This window comes from Cloacibacillus porcorum (assembly GCF_001701045.1).
Lineage (GTDB): Bacteria > Synergistota > Synergistia > Synergistales > Synergistaceae > Cloacibacillus > Cloacibacillus porcorum.
Genome location: NZ_CP016757.1, coordinates 460,840 through 479,257 on the forward strand (window position 1 = coordinate 460,840; position 18,418 = coordinate 479,257).

Annotated in this window: 14 protein-coding genes and 1 CRISPR repeat array; of the genes, 6 read left to right on the forward strand and 8 right to left on the reverse strand. The window is 55.6% G+C overall.

Annotated elements, in window-relative coordinates; translation table 11 throughout:
* The first annotated feature begins 1 nt into the window (after position 1).
* The 5 genes from cas8c to cas2 are packed head-to-tail and all read left to right on the forward strand — an operon-like array spanning position 2 to position 4,818.
* Entirely contained in the window at positions 2–1,942 is a 1,941-nt protein-coding gene (gene cas8c / locus BED41_RS02075) for a type I-C CRISPR-associated protein Cas8c/Csd1 (RefSeq protein ID WP_066742474.1), read from the forward strand.
* Between the two features lie 19 nt (positions 1,943–1,961).
* On the forward strand, positions 1,962–2,783 hold the full coding sequence (cas7c, locus tag BED41_RS02080) for a type I-C CRISPR-associated protein Cas7/Csd2 (RefSeq protein WP_066742477.1): 822 nt from the start codon (positions 1,962–1,964) through the stop codon (positions 2,781–2,783).
* Positions 2,784–2,795: 12 nt separating this feature from the next.
* Positions 2,796–3,467 (forward strand): CRISPR-associated protein Cas4, encoded by a 672-nt coding sequence (gene cas4, locus BED41_RS02085; protein WP_066742480.1) that lies wholly within the window; start codon positions 2,796–2,798, stop codon positions 3,465–3,467.
* Between the two features lie 16 nt (positions 3,468–3,483).
* A complete protein-coding gene (cas1c, locus tag BED41_RS02090) occupies positions 3,484–4,518 on the forward strand; it encodes a type I-C CRISPR-associated endonuclease Cas1c (RefSeq protein ID WP_066742483.1) in 1,035 nt (344 codons plus the stop codon).
* A 9-nt stretch (positions 4,519–4,527) separates the two neighbouring features.
* A complete protein-coding gene (gene cas2 / locus BED41_RS02095) occupies positions 4,528–4,818 on the forward strand; it encodes a CRISPR-associated endonuclease Cas2 (protein WP_066742486.1) in 291 nt (96 codons plus the stop codon).
* A gap of 184 nt (positions 4,819–5,002) precedes the next feature.
* Positions 5,003–7,150: direct repeats of the CRISPR family, unit length 31 nt; unit sequence GTCACGCCCTCACGGGCGTGCTAGTTGAAAC.
* A gap of 274 nt (positions 7,151–7,424) precedes the next feature.
* Here cas2 and BED41_RS02100 read toward each other — a convergent pair.
* Entirely contained in the window at positions 7,425–7,745 is a 321-nt protein-coding gene (locus tag BED41_RS02100; protein ID WP_229712372.1) for an Lrp/AsnC family transcriptional regulator, read from the reverse strand.
* Positions 7,746–7,942: 197 nt separating this feature from the next.
* Here BED41_RS02100 and BED41_RS02105 point away from each other — a divergent pair, with 197 nt between their 5' ends.
* Positions 7,943–8,182 (forward strand): DUF6485 family protein, encoded by a 240-nt coding sequence (locus tag BED41_RS02105; protein WP_066742490.1) that lies wholly within the window; start codon positions 7,943–7,945, stop codon positions 8,180–8,182.
* A gap of 74 nt (positions 8,183–8,256) precedes the next feature.
* Here the strand turns inward: BED41_RS02105 and BED41_RS02110 are convergent, their stop codons facing one another.
* The 7 genes from BED41_RS02110 to BED41_RS02140 form a co-directional block, all read right to left on the reverse strand.
* Positions 8,257–10,611 (reverse strand): homocysteine S-methyltransferase family protein, encoded by a 2,355-nt coding sequence (locus BED41_RS02110; protein ID WP_084002194.1) that lies wholly within the window; start codon positions 10,609–10,611, stop codon positions 8,257–8,259.
* Positions 10,598–11,302, reverse strand: a complete 705-nt coding sequence (locus BED41_RS02115) for a vitamin B12 dependent-methionine synthase activation domain-containing protein (protein WP_084002195.1) — start codon at positions 11,300–11,302, stop codon at positions 10,598–10,600. Before BED41_RS02115 ends, BED41_RS02110 begins: the two co-directional genes overlap by 14 nt.
* Complete coding sequence (metF, locus tag BED41_RS02120) at positions 11,295–12,164, reverse strand: methylenetetrahydrofolate reductase [NAD(P)H] (protein WP_066742492.1); 870 nt, start codon at positions 12,162–12,164, stop codon at positions 11,295–11,297. Before metF ends, BED41_RS02115 begins: the two co-directional genes overlap by 8 nt.
* Before the next feature lie 81 nt (positions 12,165–12,245).
* Positions 12,246–13,076 (reverse strand): Cof-type HAD-IIB family hydrolase, encoded by an 831-nt coding sequence (locus BED41_RS02125; RefSeq protein ID WP_157102232.1) that lies wholly within the window; start codon positions 13,074–13,076, stop codon positions 12,246–12,248.
* Complete coding sequence (locus tag BED41_RS02130) at positions 13,073–13,891, reverse strand: adenosylcobinamide-GDP ribazoletransferase (protein WP_066742502.1); 819 nt, start codon at positions 13,889–13,891, stop codon at positions 13,073–13,075. Before BED41_RS02130 ends, BED41_RS02125 begins: the two co-directional genes overlap by 4 nt.
* 101 nt (positions 13,892–13,992) lie before the next feature.
* Positions 13,993–14,553 (reverse strand): bifunctional adenosylcobinamide kinase/adenosylcobinamide-phosphate guanylyltransferase, encoded by a 561-nt coding sequence (gene cobU, locus BED41_RS02135; protein WP_066742504.1) that lies wholly within the window; start codon positions 14,551–14,553, stop codon positions 13,993–13,995.
* Positions 14,554–14,555: 2 nt separating this feature from the next.
* Positions 14,556–18,284, reverse strand: coding sequence for a translocation/assembly module TamB domain-containing protein (locus BED41_RS02140; RefSeq protein WP_066742506.1), 3,729 nt, complete (start codon positions 18,282–18,284; stop codon positions 14,556–14,558).
* Positions 18,285–18,418 lie beyond the last annotated feature (134 nt).

Here is an 18,418-nt window from a genome sequence, read left to right on the forward strand (position 1 = left end):
TATGAGTTGGATGCAGAGGCTTGAAGAGACGTACGAAAACGCGTATAAGAGAAGGACTTATTTCACTACATTACCTGTTCCGCCGGCGCATGTGGAACAGCAGGCGCATATTGAAGTTGTGTTGGACGGCGGGGGAAATTTTTTGTCCTCCGAAGTCGTAAATAAAGAGGCTACCCTCATTCCGGCGACAGAGGCTTCCGCAGGCAGAACCAGCGGCGGCGAGCCTCACCCGCTATGCGACAAGATACAATATGTGGCGGGAGACTATAAGGACCACGGCGGAATTTCCAATGCCTATTTCGATGATTTTAAGAGCGGAAGTGAAATCAAAGCCGGATATTTATCACTGCTCACTGCCTGGAATGATTTTTACGATCATCCAATGCTGAAGGCCGTGCTTAAATACACTGGCAAAAGATCTTTGATTTCCGACCTTGCGGCGTCAAACGTGCTATTTCTTGACGAGAGCGGCAATCTTCTCACCGAGTGGGATGGCAAAGATTCTCCGCCAATATTTAAAGTTCTGACAAAAAAGAAGGACAAGTCAGGAAAAAGTGTCTTTGACCAGGGAGGGGCGCTTGTGCGATGGCGCGTCCAAATTCCAGGCTGGTTGGAGGATCGCGTATGGGAATGTGACGAACTGACGGATTCTTGGATTCGCTTTAACGGCTCGCGCCAAAATGCGAATTCTCTCTGCTATATTACTGGAGAAGAGAGACCGTACGCGGTAAACCATCCGGCTCGTCTCCGTTATTCGGGTGACAAGGCGAAACTCATATCTGCGAATGACCTTAGCGGCTATACGTTCAGAGGGCGCTTCTTAACACCGGAAGAGGCCTGCACTATCGGATACGATGTTACGCAGAAGGCCCACTCTGCCCTTCGGTGGCTCATAGATGACCGGGGTTTTAAAAACGATAGTCAGGTTATTGTAGCATGGGCGATAAATACCGCAAAGATACCGCCTTTGTGCGTCTCAAGCGACGAGCTTTTTGCAGATGCTCCGGAAGACGATGAATTGAGCGAGGTCTCTTTTAACAATATAGAGGACCTTGGCGCGTCATATGCGAAAAAACTTAATAAAAAACTTGCCGGATATAGGGCGGAGCTGAAGGATCGGGACGACATCGTCGTCATGTCGCTGGACTCCGCAACTCCGGGAAGGATGGCGATCACCTATTATCAAGAGATAAAAGGCTCGGATTTCCTTGCGCGGGTGGAAAATTATCATAAAAAATATGCGTGGCGCCAGTATTTTGGTAAAGAGAGAGTGTTTGTGGGCGCCCCGTCTATTTTTGATATCGCTCAGATGGCCTTTGCCGGAAAAACGGGGCCTTCATTGCTGAAATCTACCATCTCAAGATTACTTCCGGTTATTTCAGAGGGAATGGCATTCCCATGGGATCTGCTTCTTGCGGTCTGCCATAGGGCAGCACAGCCGCAGTCAATGGAATGGTGGGAATTTGAAAAAATACTTGGCATTGCCTGCGGGCTTTATTCCGGATGCCACTCAGAGAGGGGATACAAAATGGCACTTGAAGAAGAGAGAAGGACACGCGATTATCTTTACGGAAGGCTTCTTGCCGTGGCGGACAAGCTGGAGGGACGGGCTCTTTATATTGCAGGAGAGAGCCGAGATACCTCCGCAATGAAACTGATGACGAGATTCGCCGAGAAGCCGTTCGAAACATGGCGGCAGATAGAGATAAATTTGGTTCCATACCGCAGCCGCCTTCAGGCTAAAGCGGAAAAAGAGCTAAACTTCTTCAACATACTGATGGATAAAATATACATGTCATTTATACCAGGGGAATTTGAAGACAATGCCCCACTTTCCGCGGAATTTCTCTTAGGTTTTCACTGTCAGCGCTATGAATTATGGCAGAAACAGAAAAGCAACGAAACGCAAAGCGATACAGCCGATAATTCGATAATTAAATAAAATTAGGGAGGAACAGCAGATGTCACTGTCGAAAAAGATTGATTTTGCGGTAATATTTTCAGTAAGAAACGCGAACCCTAACGGAGACCCCTTAAACAGCAACAGACCAAGAATCAGTTATGAGGGAATAGGAGAAGTCTCTGATGTCTGCCTGAAACGTAAGATTCGGGACAGACTGCTTGAAGATGGCCTTGAGATATTTGTTCAATCGGAAGATCGTAAGGTTGATGAAGCAACATCATTGAAGGCAAGAGCCGACGCTGTTTTAAATAAAAAAATGACTAAGAGCGAAACAGAGAGAGCTGTGTGCGAAAAATGGTTTGACGTTCGTGCCTTTGGTCAAGTCTTTGCATATAAGGCCTCTAAGAACGAAGATCCGGGAGTCTCCATTGGCATTCGTGGTCCGGTAACCGTACAGACAGCGTTCTCTACCGCTCCAATCTCTATTACCAGTACTCAGATCACAAAAAGCGTCAACGGAGAAGACACAAAAGATGGTAAAAAAGCCTCTGATACAATGGGTATGAAGCATCGCGTAGATTCCGGCATATATGTGTTCTTCGGAAGTATGAATCCGCAACTGGCGGAGAAGACAGGATTTAGTGATGCCGATGCGGCAAAAATAAAAGAGGTTCTTCCCAGACTTTTTGAAAACGACGCCTCTTCCGCGCGGCCAGATGGCACCATGAAGGTGCAAAATGTCTTTTGGTGGGAACATAATTGCAAAAGTGGACAATACTCCTCCGCGAAAGTTCACGATTCTCTTAAAGTTGAACCTGACGGCACGTATGAGATTTACGAGCTGGACGGGATCACGCCGGAGATAATTCCTGGATTTTAGGCTGAGCTGTTAATGTATGCCGATGACGATCTCCTTCTGATATCAGGTCTGCAGCATCTGGCTTTCTGCGAAAGGCAGTGGATGCTTATTCATGTCGAGCAGCTATGGGCCGAGAATCTTCTTACCATCGAGGGAGATCATCTGCACACGAATGTACACCAGATCGGGAGTGAAAGCCGTGGCGAGGTAAAACTTGCCACGGGCCTCCAGCTCCGTTCGTTTGAGCTGGGGCTTTACGGCGTAGCGGACATGGTTGAATTCCATCGCGACGATAGAAATGGCGTCGTCATTCCAAGCTTCAGAGATAAGGGAAAAAGATGGCGGCCGTATCCCGTAGAATACAAACGCGGGCGCAGACGTTGGGATATCGCGGACGAAGTGCAGATGTGCGCACAGGCTATTTGCCTTGAGGAGATGTTGTGCTGCTCTATTACAGAGGGCGCTATCTTTTATGGTGAACCAAAGAGAAGAACAAAAATAGCACTTACTGAGGAGCTGCGCAGTGAAGTTGCCGCAAAATGCAACAGGGCGCGCCTTTTGGCCTCCGGCGCGGAGGCACCAGCCTATACGCCTGGAAAACAATGTAAAAATTGTTCTATGCGGGAGCATTGCATGCCAGAAGAAACTCATTTGGCGGACAGATCGCGGAAATATTTAGACAATATATTTAAGCAGAAATGTTGACCTTGGGGGAAAGACAATGAAAAGATTGCTGAACAGCCTCTTTGTAATGACCCAGGGAGCGTGGCTTTCCCAAAAAGGAGAAAACATAATAGTTCACCTGAATAAAGAGGAAAGCCGTGCCTTCCCGATTCACATATTTGACTCTGTGCTGTGTTTCGGGCAGGTAAGCGTGACACCGCCGCTTATGGGGGGGTGTGCTGAGCATGGAGTGTCAATCTCTTTCTTCACTGAATATGGGAAATTTTTGGCTTCGGTTCATGGTCCTGTCAGTGGAAATGTCCTCCTACGCAAAGAGCAATATCGTATATCAGACTCACCGCAGCGCAGCGCCGGCATCGTACGGAGCCTTCTTGCGGCAAAAATAAGCAACAGCCGTGTTGTCCTCCAACGTTTCTTACGGGATCATCCGCAGGATGGTACTATAGAAAAATTTTTTAGGGAGAATATCGGCCAGCTTGAAGGGTATCTTGCGCAGCTTCGTGACAAAGACAACATAGAAGAGATGCGTGGGATAGAGGGGATATCGGCAAGGCTCTACTTTGATCTGTTTGATAAACTCATAATACAGCAGAAGGACGACTTTAAATTCACAGAAAGAAACAGACGCCCGCCAAGGGACAGGGTGAATGCGATGCTCTCTTTCGTCTACACACTCCTTACAAACGACGTAAAATCAGCGCTGCATGGCGTTGGGCTGGATCCCGCCGTAGGTTTTTTGCACAAAGACAGGCCCGGGCGCGCAAGCCTGGCTCTTGATATGATGGAAGAGTTCAGGAGTTGGTGGGCTGACAGATTTGTACTCTCCCTCATAAACCTTAAGCAGGTCAAGGGCTCAGGGTTCACATTTTCAGAAAGCGGAGCCGTTATCATGACAGAGGAGGCGCGCAAAACGGTGATATCCGAGTGGCAGTCACGTAAACAGGACGAAGTGCTTCATCCATACACTGGTGAAAAAATTCTGATAGGCCAGCTGCCTCATCTTCAGGCTATGCTGCTTGCACGGCACATACGCGGCGATATGCAGGAATACCCGCCATATATCTGGAAGTAGGGATGAGAGATGCTTGTTGTGGTAAGCTATGACGTCAATGTCAGCAGTGAAGGCGGTGCGAAGCGTCTACGGAAAATCGCCAAACTCTGCGAAAACCATGGGCAGAGAGTCCAGTTCTCTGTCTTTGAATGTTTGGTTGACCCGGTACAATGGTCCGAGTTAAAATTTCAGTTAGAGAAGAGCATTGATAATCAGAAAGATAGCCTGAGATACTACTTTTTGGGAGCAAACTGGCAAAGAAGAGTAGAACATGTCGGAGCGAAAGAACCATATGATCCTCAAGGATTACTTTTGCTGTAACATGTATATTTGTGTGTGCGCGAACCCCAAGCATCCGAAAAAATGTTAGAGGGTTCGCGCCCTTGTCTATATCTGGCTTATACAAAGTTTATTTAAAAAACGTACCATGAAAAAGCGGACGAAAAGATGCGTTCGCGCAATAAGGGAAATTTCTGTTAGAATGAGTGCCTTTAGAAGCACTGCCGTCACGCCCTCACGGGCGTGCTAGTTGAAACGATTGACACGCTGGAACGTGTAGCTTTTAAGGTGTCACGCCCTCACGGGCGTGCTAGTTGAAACCAAATAGACACGATTATGTCCCGCACAGCCCCGGTCACGCCCTCACGGGCGTGCTAGTTGAAACGATTAAGACACCCACATGATTTTGTTCGCCCTCCGTCACGCCCTCACGGGCGTGCTAGTTGAAACGTGCCTTGGTTGGCAACGGCACCAATATCACGCGTCACGCCCTCACGGGCGTGCTAGTTGAAACACCTACTGTAAGGTCAAGAAACATCAGCCCGAATGTCACGCCCTCACGGGCGTGCTAGTTGAAACTTCGCCTCCTTTACTCCTTTACTCCCTTAACCGTCACGCCCTCACGGGCGTGCTAGTTGAAACCAACGATGGACGTGGAAAACGTCGTCGATGCGGGTCACGCCCTCACGGGCGTGCTAGTTGAAACTACTTCCATAATTGCCCTAAAGACCAGGTAAAGTCACGCCCTCACGGGCGTGCTAGTTGAAACTTTTTTAGATAAGTCGATAGAAAATGTTGCTCTGGTCACGCCCTCACGGGCGTGCTAGTTGAAACAAATGTAATCAATATTTGGTGTTCTTTTTTGTTGTCACGCCCTCACGGGCGTGCTAGTTGAAACCGTGTCCCTTCTGCGGGCACATGCAGTATCTCGTCACGCCCTCACGGGCGTGCTAGTTGAAACCTTCATTCGTCGTTTTTGCCTGCGACTGTCCGCGTCACGCCCTCACGGGCGTGCTAGTTGAAACTGGTGATAGAGGACCAAATATCTTTAATGCTCTGTCACGCCCTCACGGGCGTGCTAGTTGAAACCTTTTTAGTTACTATATCAGGTAATGATGCTAACGTCACGCCCTCACGGGCGTGCTAGTTGAAACCTTGGTTAAAGGGCTGTAGCCCAGAACCGTTGAGTCACGCCCTCACGGGCGTGCTAGTTGAAACATGTATTCGGAGCTCTTTGCCGCAGCAATCGCAGGTCACGCCCTCACGGGCGTGCTAGTTGAAACTGTCTTTACAAAAGAGATATTGAAATCGTATTTCGTCACGCCCTCACGGGCGTGCTAGTTGAAACCGCATATTCATGATACTGACCGATCATGAGCGGTCACGCCCTCACGGGCGTGCTAGTTGAAACACTTGGAGCTTCGCTAGATTTTTCATTGCTTGCGTCACGCCCTCACGGGCGTGCTAGTTGAAACAATTACCATAGATGACAGCGGCACTATCGGATTGTCACGCCCTCACGGGCGTGCTAGTTGAAACATAGATTGCCAAAGGTCGGCAATCGTATCGTTGGTCACGCCCTCACGGGCGTGCTAGTTGAAACCGATCAGTCCGTTTACATCGATAAAGACTTTTGGTCACGCCCTCACGGGCGTGCTAGTTGAAACTTTTCCGCCTTAAATTTATAGCCCATGTACTTAGTCACGCCCTCACGGGCGTGCTAGTTGAAACTGGAGTACGTGGTCGGCTGTCATATCGGCATAGCGTCACGCCCTCACGGGCGTGCTAGTTGAAACATATCCGCCTTATATAGAATTGTTCGCACGGGAAGTCACGCCCTCACGGGCGTGCTAGTTGAAACGTTCCGCAAGAACGTCAATTTCACGACATGAGGGTCACGCCCTCACGGGCGTGCTAGTTGAAACCTGCTGCGCCTGGGCCTGTGCGCGCTGCTTCCGGTCACGCCCTCACGGGCGTGCTAGTTGAAACAGCACCCCGGCACGCTTACATTAGAGGCGCATAGTCACGCCCTCACGGGCGTGCTAGTTGAAACCTCCTGGGACGATTTATGCGGAGCAGCGCGGCGGTCACGCCCTCACGGGCGTGCTAGTTGAAACCGCAGATTATGTCTCCGTATATCCCATAGGGGGCGTCACGCCCTCACGGGCGTGCTAGTTGAAACGCTATCAGCTGGACGGGGACAGGAGGGGCACAAGTCACGCCCTCACGGGCGTGCTAGTTGAAACATGTGACGGGGATCTCGCTCGACAAAGAAATATGTCACGCCCTCACGGGCGTGCTAGTTGAAACTCCATGCCACAGTCGACCTCAATCAGCGCGTCAGTCACGCCCTCACGGGCGTGCTAGTTGAAACCATACGTTGCCGGGCGCAAACCATTGCCCGACAGTCACGCCCTCGCGTGCGTGCAGTTGAAACTCCCGCATATCTGTACGCGAATATGGAAGCATCAAGCGATAATAACATACATACCGTCTTTGCCCTATGCCTCCTGCACCGCGCCCTTCATTGACATTGCTATCAGGTGCGAGCGGACGAAGCCGTAGCTGCGCAGGTCGTCGAGGAAGCGGTGCATACGTTCTTTCGAGGAGAAAGCCGCTTCGATGAGGAAGTCCAGCTCGCCGTAGATCTACCAGAAGTGGATGACGTCGGAGGATGAGCGCAAAATGGGGATGAGGATGTCGTTGGGCTTTTTATCGTATTTCTGGCCGCTGTTGAATTTGAAGCTTATCATCACGTGGAGCGCGCGGCCCAGCGCGTCGGTGTCTATCTCCGCTTTGTAGCCGGTGATGACGCCGCTTTCTTCCAGGCGCAGTATTCTTTCGCGCACCGCGGGACGCGTCATGCCGACCGTTTCGCCGATCTCTTTGTATGTCTTTCTCGCGTCCTGCTGAAGCTCCCGCAGAATCTTCCAGTCGGTCGCGTCCGGATTATTTTTGTTCGCCGCCATCGCCGTCACCTTCCTTCGCCCCTATGTTACCCGTATCGCGGCCTTTGTTCAATTCCCAGGCATAAAAATGTTTTTGCCTTACAAACGGAGGCGTAAGCTGCCTTCTTCTTTCGCGGCGGTATTTATTTACCGGCGTTTTTAGGGGAAAATAATAATGATGAGAGCGGTGACGAGACAAATCAAAGGGAGTGGTTGTAATGGGTGAAGAGAAGACGGCGATAACCTCCGCCTGGGATAATATCAATTTTTGCAGCTGTGTCGATCGCGAATGCCCCAATAATCCGGCTAACTGCACGCTGGGCTGCACCCCCTGCGTGGAGAAGTGTCTGCGGCAGAATGAGATACCGGTCTGTTTTTTCAGGAAGCAGCAGCCTGATATGGACCGCAAGCAGGATTATTCTTTTGAGGGTTTCGCAAGGTTTACGCTGGGCAAATAGCTGATATTTCCACATACAAAGGGCGCCCCGCCGAGGGGCGCCTTTGTCGTTTTACTTGCGGAAGTTTTCTGTTTTTATAGAGAGTCGGCGTACCGCACGGTCTCCATCGCGTCTTTCGCGTAACGGTCTGCGCCGGTATATTCGGCGAGGCTCTCGGTGAGCACCGCGCCGCCGACGATCACCTTAACGTCGGGGCATTCTTTTCTTAGAAGCTCTATCGTATCCTTCATGCTGGCGACGGTGGTCGTCATCAGCGCCGACAGTCCGACGAGCTTCGCGCCAGTCTCCCTCACCGCTTCGAGCACGCGCTGTGGGGGGACGTCTTTGCCGAGGTCTGTGACGTTGAAGTTGTAGTTTTCGAGGATCACCTTCACGATGTTTTTGCCGATGTCGTGGATATCTCCGTGGACGGTGGCGATGACGATCTTTTTGCCCTTCTGTGTATCGCCGCTGGTCTTTACCAGCTCCGCGCGCAGCACCTCGAAGGCCGCCTTCGCCGCCTCGGCCGATTTTATGAGCTGGGGCAGGAATATTTTCCCGCTCTCGTAGTCTTTGCCGACGGCGTCCAGAGCGGGGATGATCTCTCTTTCCACGATTTCAAGCGGCGGATGTTTGATGAGCAGCGCCGCCGCCGCTTTGGCCGCCTCGTCTTTAAGGCCGCGCGCGATCGCGTAGCCGATCTGCGGTGTATCCTCCTTGGCGGATGGCGCCTGCTGCGGCGCGGCGGCGCCATATTTTTCGATGTATTCTTTTGAGTCGACGTCCTGTTCCAGCAGTACGCGCGCCGCGGCTACGGTCTCCGTCATTCCCGCGTCGCCTGGGTTCATTATCGGCGCGTCGAGCCCGGAGGCGAGCGCCATCGCCAGCATCGTCCGGTTGATGATCGGACGGGCGGGAAGCCCGAAGGAGACGTTGCTGACGCCGAGCACCGTCTTTACGCCGAGCTCGCGCTTTACGAGCGAGATCGCCCGCATCGTCTCGTGCGCCTGGTCGGGCTGGGCGCTGACCGTCATCATGAGGCAGTCGATGTAGATATCCTCGCGCCTCAGCCCTGCCGCTTCAGCCGCCGCCACAATGCGGCGCGCTATTGCCAGACGGGCCTCCGCGTCTTTGGGGATGCCGTTCTCGTCCAGCGTGAGGCCGAGTACCGCGCAGCCGTATTTTTTCGCGATCGGCAGCACCGCGTCAAGCGATTCTTTTTTTCCGTTTACCGAGTTCAGCAGCGGTTTCCCGTTATATATGCGGGCGGCGCGTTCGAGCGCCGCGGGCGAGGCCGAGTCGAGCTGCAGCGGCAGGTCCGTCACGGCCTGGATCTCGCGCACCGCCTCGGCGAGCATTGCCGGTTCGTCTATGTCCGGCAGCCCCATGTTTATGTCGAGCACCTCGGCGCCCTGCTCCTCCTCTCGGATCGCCTCGCGCAGCACGAAGTCCATATCGTGCGCCCGCAGCGCCGCCTGTAGAGCTTTTTTGCCGGTGGGGTTGAGCCGTTCGCCGATGACGGTGACGCGCTCAAAGCGTGCCTGCCGCGAGGGCGAGCAGATGCCGCCGCGCGGAGCCGCCGCCGTTTTGACTGGAGCCATGCCGCTTATCATCGATTTTGTAAGTTTTATGTATTCCGGCGTCGTGCCGCAGCAGCCGCCGACGAAACGCACCCCTTCGCCGACGAAAATTTTTACGCAGGCGGCGAACTCCTCCGGCGTGATGTCGTAGCGCGTCGCGCCGCCCTCCATCACCGGCAGTCCGGCGTTGGGCTGGACCAAGACGGGCAGGCGCGTAGCCGCGAGGATGCGCTTGACGACCGGCGCGAGCTGTTTGGGGCCCAGCGAACAGTTTACCCCGAGGGCGGCGACGCCGAGCGCCTCGAGCGTCATCACCATCGACTCCACGGAAGCGCCGAAGAAGGTCGTCCCGTTTGCCTCGAAGCTCATCGTGGCGAATATGGGCAGGTCGGAATTTTCCTTCGCGGCGATAACCGCCGCCTTCAGCTCGTAGAGGTCGGTGAAGGTTTCAAGGAGGATGAAGTCTGCTCCCGCCGCCGTTCCCGCGCGGACGACTTCCGCGAAGACCTCTACAGCCTCATCGAAGGGAAGGTCTCCCGCCGGTTGGAGCACGCGTCCGCAGGGGCCGATGTCGAGCGCCGCGTATTTTCCCGGCGCGCCGCCGATGGCTCTCTTGGCGGTCTTTACCCCCGCCTCTACCATCGCCGCGAGGTCTATTCCCGCCTTCTCGGCCTTGAAGCGGTTCGCGCCGAAGGTATTTGCGAGAATGACGTCGGCTCCCGCCGCGAGATATTCCCGGTGTATCGCCTCTATCGCCTCCGGAGCGGTGACGTTGAGCGTCTCCGGCACCGTTCCCAGCTCAAGGCCGCCTCTCTGGAGCATCGTCCCCATCGCGCCGTCGAATAACAAAATTTTATCAAGCTCTATCACCGCAGTAAGCTCCTCTCTTTCTGTATGGGCAGGCTCCTGCGGCGGCGCAGGCCGCGCAGCTCCTGTATCTTTTCTGCGGCCTGTCGGCGATGCCGATGATGGCCGTCACGGATTTTATCGGTACGAGCATTCCTGAATGGGTAAGAGAGAGGCCGATGACCCTTCCAGCATTGAGCGCCATGATTATCTTTGCCGATTCGGCGGCCTCTACGCCGGAGTAGCCGGGGCTGAAACGCATCGTCAGCCAGATCTCACCTTTGACGGCCGCCGGCGCGGTGCGCGAGGCCTCCGCCATGATCGCCGGTTCCGTTTCGTCGCAGAGCCTCTCTATCTCGGCGGAGGCGCAGGCGTCGAGGATCATTGCCCTGGAGATCGATTCTGCTTGTGTGCGTGTGATAAGCCTGTCCACGCCGGCCCCCAGCGTCACCGCGAGCAGCGCCGCCCGCCGTGATTCTCTGCATAATTCAACAAGCGCCGCACCATGCAACCGCAGCTCCGGCGTTATCTCTACGGCGTCGTCATCTGCCCTGATATCGAATATTTTATATATGGCCCGCGGAGACGAATGACGCAGAAGCTCCGCGTAACAGTTCTCCATCTCGGCGGAAAGCTCCGCCTGCGGCTCGCCGGATACACCGAGCAGCCGCAGCGCCTCGGCGCGGACGGAGGGCGGCAGTCTGCCGTCAGCCACGTTTTACCCTCAGCGAATATAGCACGCCGCGGATGTTTTCGCAGATGCGCTTGGCGATGTCGGGCTGGTTCATCGTATAGAGATGGATGCCGTCAACGCCTTCGGCGAGCAGGTCGATTATCTGGTTTGTCGCGTAGGCGATTCCCGCCTCGCGCATCGCCATGCTGTTATGGCCGTAGGCGCGGATTATCTTCTGAACCCCCTCGGGAACCGAAGCGCCGCACATCGAGACCATGCGGTTTATCTGCGTCGGAGAGGTTATCGGCATGATGCCAGCCTCGATGGGCGTCGTGACGCCGAGCTTTCTCGCCCTCTCCCGGAAGCTGTAAAAGGAGGCGTTGTCAAAGAAGAGCTGGCTGATGAGCACGCTGACGCCGCACTCGCACTTTGCCTTGAGGTGTTCCAGGTCCTCCTGCATCGAGTAGGCTTCGAGGTGTTTCTCAGGATAGCAGGCGGCAAAGACACGAAAATCATAATTGTCGTTGATGAATTTTATCAGTTCGCTCGCGTACTTGAAATCCTTCGTGCCCTCGTTGTTGATATCGCCGCGCATCGCGAGAATATTCTGGATACCCTTTTCCTTCAGCTTGTCGAGCGTGGCGCGCATCTCTTCGCGAGTGCTGCCGACGCAGGTGAGGTGGGCCAGCGCCGGGATCGCGTAATCGCGCTGGATGCGCGAGGCGATCTCCGCGGTGTTCTCGCGGCTTGTGCCGCCCGCGCCGTATGTGACGCTGATAAGGTCGGGATCGAGGCTCGCGAGAGCGTCCACCGTGCTGAATATCTGGGAGAGATCTCCCGCCCCCTTGGGTGGGAATATCTCAAAGGAGAAGGTGGGCTTGTCAAGTTTGAAGAAGTTTTTCATCGTCGTCTCCTGCCTGTCATGTAATAATAAAATATATAAAAACACGCTCCGGGCCGGTCGAGATGATCGGCCGCCCCGGATTTATCCCTGCCGGCTGTTCCTTTGCAGCGCCGCCACGGCCTGTTCCACTATCTGGGCTGCCCCGTCCTCGGTGTTCGACGGCGCGATGATATCCGCCGAGGCCTTTACAATCTCCTTCGCGTTGCCCATCGCGACGCCGGTACCGGCCCAGCTTATCATCTCGATGTCGTTCACGCCGTCTCCGATCGCCATCACCTCTTCGCGCGCGATCCCGTAGTGTTCGCTGACCCGCTCCAGCGCCTTGGCCTTGTTGACGGTGGGGTGGACCATCTCGACGAAGGCTCCCCATGAGGTGGCCTGATAAATCCGTTCGCCGAACTCTCCGCGCACGGCGGCGCACATCCGCTCAAATTCCGGCTGGTCGAAAGAGATGCCGAGCAGCTTCGCGGAGTCCAGACCGCACTCCCAGAAATCCTCTCCGAGTTCGACGGCCCGCAGCCCGCAGATATTTTCGTAATATGTGCAGCGTTCGTCGGAGCGGTCTTTGACGACGAGCTTATCGTCGGCGTATATCTGGATATACCAGCCCCGTTTTCTGAAAAAATCCAATATCTCGCGCGTGAGCTCCCTGCCGAGAGTTCTCTCATAGACGGTCTCACCCGATATCGGATCGCGTATCAGCGCGCCGTTATAAAAGATCGAGGTGCTCTCGATGCCGATGTCGCGGATATGTATCATCGCGGAGGGGTACATGCGCCCCGTAGCCGCGACGACCCTTATGCCGCTCTCCTGCGCCGCGCGCAGCGCCTCTTTGGTGCGCCGGGTCAGGCGGCTGTCGTTGTCGAGCATCGTGCCGTCCATATCGAGGGCGATAAGTTTCGGAGTCATCATATCGCCGCCCACACCATCAGCGAGGCCAGCTCTGCCGCCACCGCCGCCGCCCCCATCACGTCGCCGTTCACGCCGCCGAGACGTTTATTCATATGCAGGGCGATAACGAAGCCGATGACCGCCGATACCGCTACGCAGACGGAAAAATGAAAGATAGAAACCGGTAAAAAGATGACGAGGCAGAGCGCCGAGATAAACAGGTCATAGGAGGTGAAGGTATCCACCCAGCCCTTGCCCATCCCATATTCCCAAGGATATTTCCCGAAAAATGCCGCGACATTCTCCGCGAAGCGGGCCGCCGCCGCCGAGGTGACGCAGGCCGCCAGCCGCATATCTGGGGATACCGTGGCGAGCAGAGAGGTCCAGAGGCCGAAGGCGATTATCAGCGAAGCGCCGCCGAAGGAGCCGAGACGGCTGTCCTTCATCACCTCGCGCAGCCCGTCGCCGGTGCGTCCGGAGCCGATGCCGTCCCACAGGTCTCCCCAGCCGTCGAGGTGGAGCGCCCAGCCGATGAGAAAATAAAAGGCGGCGCCGACCCAGGCGCCTGCCAGGGCGTTAAGGCCCAGCACCGAGACCGCCGAGACCACAAGTCCGGTGAGCAGTCCGAGCAGTCCTCCGGCAAGCGGCGCGAGCGCCAGCGCGCGGTTCCCCTCGGGAACAGTTTCCGGCCACCACTCCTTGGGCAGGGGGATACGTGAGAGCAGCGTCCATATGACGACGAAGCGCGCCGCGAGATCCCTCTTAAAACCCTTGTCGTGAAGCTCTTCGTCAAGCTTTCTCGAATACTCCCTTAACTTTTCACGATAATCGTCCATTGGGTTCACCATCCATAATAATTCCGTTATTATGCCGCGCCGGGCACGGCCATGTTTTATAGTCGGTCATACAAAAATAACAGCGGCCTGTGCGGCGCGCTTTACTCCGGCCCGCCGCCCTTTATCCAGAGCGGGCAGCCGGCGACCACCAGCGCGACATTCTTCGCGTATCCGGCGCAAAGCTGATTCATGCGCCCCTGCAGGTCGCGGAATCGGCGTCCCATCAGATAGGGCGGCACGAGGCCGAAGCCGACCTCGTTGCTCACAATTATAAGCGAAGCACCGTTGCCCACGCTCCCGCAGAGCTCCCTCACGAGCGAAGCGATCTCCCCTTCGCGCGCAAACCAGGCCGCTTCGTCCTCTCCCTCGGATTCCGGGAAAGAGAGAAACAGCCGCGTCAGCCACATAGTCAGGCAGTCCAGCAGCAGCAGGCCGGAGGCCGAGGCGACGGCGCGCGGCAAATCCCGCGGCTCGCCCTCCCAGGTACCCCATTCTGCGGGCCTGCGGCTTTGGTGTATCTCTATCCGCTTCTTCATCTCGCCGTCCCGGCAGTCCGCGGTGGCGAGATAGGTGACATGTTCTTTCTGATTAAGGGCGAGCTCCTCGGCGAAGGTGCTCTTTCCGCTCCTTGCGCCGCCGAGGATGAGCGTTATCTCTCCCATCGCTACAGACCGAAATCGACGTTCTTGAGCAGATTCTCAAGCGTCTGCTCGAAAACCTGTCCCTTCGCGTCGCCGCCAAGGCCGCCGTCGCCGGGGCCGACCGGTATCTCAAATTTGAAGCGGAATGTCGTGTTGCCGTCCTGCGTGAGACTCTTCTCGTCAGGGTCGCTGTTGCTGGTCGGTATAGAATCCTTTGCCGAATTCTGGCGCACTGCCCGCTGCACCTTTACATTATAAAAATCGGGAGCGGTTACCGTGCCGCCGATATTCATCGTCACAAAGCGGAACTCGTTCTTCGCGAAGCCCGAAAGAACGCCGCCGAGCACGCTTTGCAGCACCTCGCCTTTGTCGAGCTGTCCAGCGGTGTAGTCCAAACCGGCGGAGACCAGCCCCTGAAAGGCCCCGATGAGCGAATTCAGCGCGCGGATATTGACCTTGCCCATCGCGAAGAGGCTGATATCCTCCTTGCGGCTGATATAACCGTCAAGCATCACATAACGGTAAAGAGGGTCGTTCTTTGGGGCCGTCGCCTGACTGCCGGGGAGGATGTTGAGATCCCCTCCGTCATAGGTGAACGTCGCCTGCACCGAGTCATAGCGCAGCGGTTTGCCGCCCGTAAACTTCTTCGCCGTCTCAAGGACGTCAAAGCTCGTCACCTCTCCCTTGTGCAGGTAGAGGGCGCCTCCGGCACGTACCGTCGATTCGCGGCCAAATTCGCCGCCGCCGCGTATCTTAAGATCGCCGAGTCCTGATATCGACCCCTTCAATTTAGGCGCGGCCTGCTTCACGAGCATCTGCACATCCGTGCTCAGCACCGTGAGGTTGCCGCCCCATTCACTGTTCTTAAGGTCGAATCCGACGCCTCCCGTGAGCGTTCCGCCGTTGGTGGAGGCGTTCAGGTCTTCTATCATTATGTAATTCTGCGAGACGAAGAAAGGCGCTTTAATGTTTTCAAAGCGAATCCCCATAAGCCTCATCTTCGGCGCAGAGAATACCCCCGTCCCCGTCAGCTCGGAGAGCTTGCCATCGCCCTTCATCGAAAAATCGGCCACGCCGCCGAAGCGCGAGCGGAAACTCTCCGGCAGATAGGCGCCGAACTGGCGCATGTCTATCTTTTCTCCCCTTATGTTGAACTTACCGCGCCAATCATTCTCATCCTCGTAAAAATGTCCGTATGCCTTGAAAGTCCCGTTCTTGAGCAGCGCGTGCGCGTCGCTGATCACAATATCCTTCAAAGAACCGTGATACTGAACCTCTACGATAGGCAGCAGGAAGCCGCGGTAACGGAAGGGGGCGATACGTCCCGAACCGTCGAACTTGGGATCGCCCACCGTCCCGGAGACCTTGATCTCCGTCTCGATCAGCCCCTGCACCGCGCGGACCACTGGCAGGTGCCTGCGCAGCAGTTCGTAGACATTCAGCTTTTTTACCGAGGCCACGAGATCCAGCTTCGCGCCGGAGAATGGTTCGCCATCCTTTGGCATCTCTATCCTGCCGCTGCCCGTCGTCGCGCCGTTAAGGAATATCCCATCGGCCTTTTTGATCAGTATCTCCCGCGGATTGCCCTCGATGGCCCCGTTTATCTTCTGCACCTTAAAATTGCGCCAGTGCACGTTGTCTCCCGTGAAATCAAAACTCCAGTCAAGGCCGCCGCCCGCCGCCGAACCGGCCGTCACCGTGCCGGAGACCTCGCCGCCGATATCCTCTCCCGCCTTGAGCAGGCCGTTGATTATTGAGAAATCTACGCGGGAGACCTTGCCGTCAAGCTTCCACGAAGTCGGGCTCTGCATGCCGTCCGCCCGCTTTACGGGCAGCGCGACATTGCAGGCCAGCGTGCCGCGTCCGCCGCCGGCGTTTATACTTATCGGGTCCATGCTCAGAGTGTTTCCCGAATATTCAATATTCATACCGAGCTTCGCCAGCCGCAGATCGCGGAAACGCGCCGCGCCGGTATTGACGCTGGCTTTGACGACCGGCGCTTTAGGCGAGCCCGTGAGGCTCCAGCTCCCGGATGCGACGCCCTCCACATCAAGCGTCTTCAGCACCGAAATCAGCGGATAAAAGCGTTCGGCGTCCACGTTTCGGAAGGTCCCGTCAAAGCTGAGCTGCTTGTCCGCCGAGGCGGCGAAGGCGGCCGTTCCCTTTGCCGTGATCCGCGCGCCGTTCCATTCCGCCGAAGACTTCAGCAGAGAGACCTTTTTATCTCCCATGCTGTAAGTGGCGGAGAGGCTGATATCGGAGACCTTGCCGACCTTATCGGCGGTTATCAGCGGCGAGGCCGCCTCCGCGCCGATTACCCAATGGCCGATTAGCCCCTTGCAGCTTCCTTTAAGAGAGACGCTGCCGCTCACCTTGACATTTTCCGTCTGCGGCAGGCTTTTCAATATCTTTTCAACGGGGAAGCCCTCTGTGGAAAAGGCGAGATCCGTAGGCACCTTCTCGCCGAAGCTGAGCCTTCCCTTGAGCGCGAGGGCTCTGCCGCCGGTGGTCGCCGACATATCGAGCACCCCGGCGGGCTGTCCGTTAAAGACGGCGCTGCCGTGAAGCCCGTTAAGGGCGATATCCTGATAACTGAGGTTGGAGGGGGCCATCTCTATGCGTCCGACAAGGGCGTTGAGCGGTCCCTTGAGGTCCGCGCTGAGAGAGGAGATGCTGCCCTTGAGGAAAAGCGCCCTGCCGGCCGTCTCCTTCTCAAACTGCGCCGTCCAGTCGGCGAACTTCAGATTCTTAACGTCCGCCTTAAGCGTGAGATAGCTGTCCGCGGAGGTCGTATTCAGGCTGAAACTGCCGGAGAGGGAGGAATCGAAAATCTTCCCCTGTCCCACCTCCACGCTGATCTCGCCGGGGCGGTAGCTCCACTTCGTCTGCACCTCTTCGAGCGGGATGCCGCGGATGACGGCGTGGTGAAGGCTGCCGCTGCCCTCCGTGACGATGTCCTTGCCGCTGCCGGAAATCTTGGCGCTGCCGGAGAGCACGCCGCGCACGCCGTACCTCTCAAGCGCCGGCACGAGGTCGGCTACCGTGGTAAGATTCAGCGCTTCCAGCGATATCTGCATATCCATCGAGGGATAAAGAGCGCCGGAGAGCGAAACGCCGCCGTCCTCCAGAGCGGCGGAGAAATTGTCTGCGCGCCATACCCCCTGTGATTTGCCGATCGAGCCGCTCACGGAAAAATCCTTGCTCTCCACCGTTCCCTTTACGTCGAGATCATAATTCAGCGAATTCTTGATACGGATGCGGCTGGGTTTGAAATTAATCGTGCCCCACTCCGTCCGCAGCGTGCTGTCGCTGATCATGACCGTGTCGATGGGGATATCCGTCGGTCCGTCGGACTTCTTCTCCGACTTGGGCATCAGCTCCTGCAGCGCTTTGAGCGAAGTACCCACGCCGTCCAAGCCGATAAGCGAGACGCGCGGACTGCCGGATAACACGCTCGGCAGAGAGATATCCACGCCGATATTTCTTATAAAAAGCAGCTTGTCGCCGGAGCGGGATATCTCGACATTAGATGCGGTGAAGCCGGTGACGGGGTTTCCCTGCAGCGGTGACATCGTGACCTTCAGATTCAGCTGCTTTTCCGCCGCCTCCTCCACCTTGCCCTGAACGAACTCGCCGAGGAAATTCATCTTTGTTAAGACAAAGCCTCCCCCCGCGATCAGGACGATAAAAATCGCCACACCGATCATCCATTTTCTTGCCGCCGATCTTTTGTTCTCTATATCCTTATCCAAAACAAATACCACCTTATGATGCATTCCTAATATTATATTGTTTACATACGTCCCATATGCGCCGCGGCGCCTTTAAACTCTCCTACAGCCTGAGAGACAAAATAATTCTATCACGTTAAAGGGATTTTAAAACG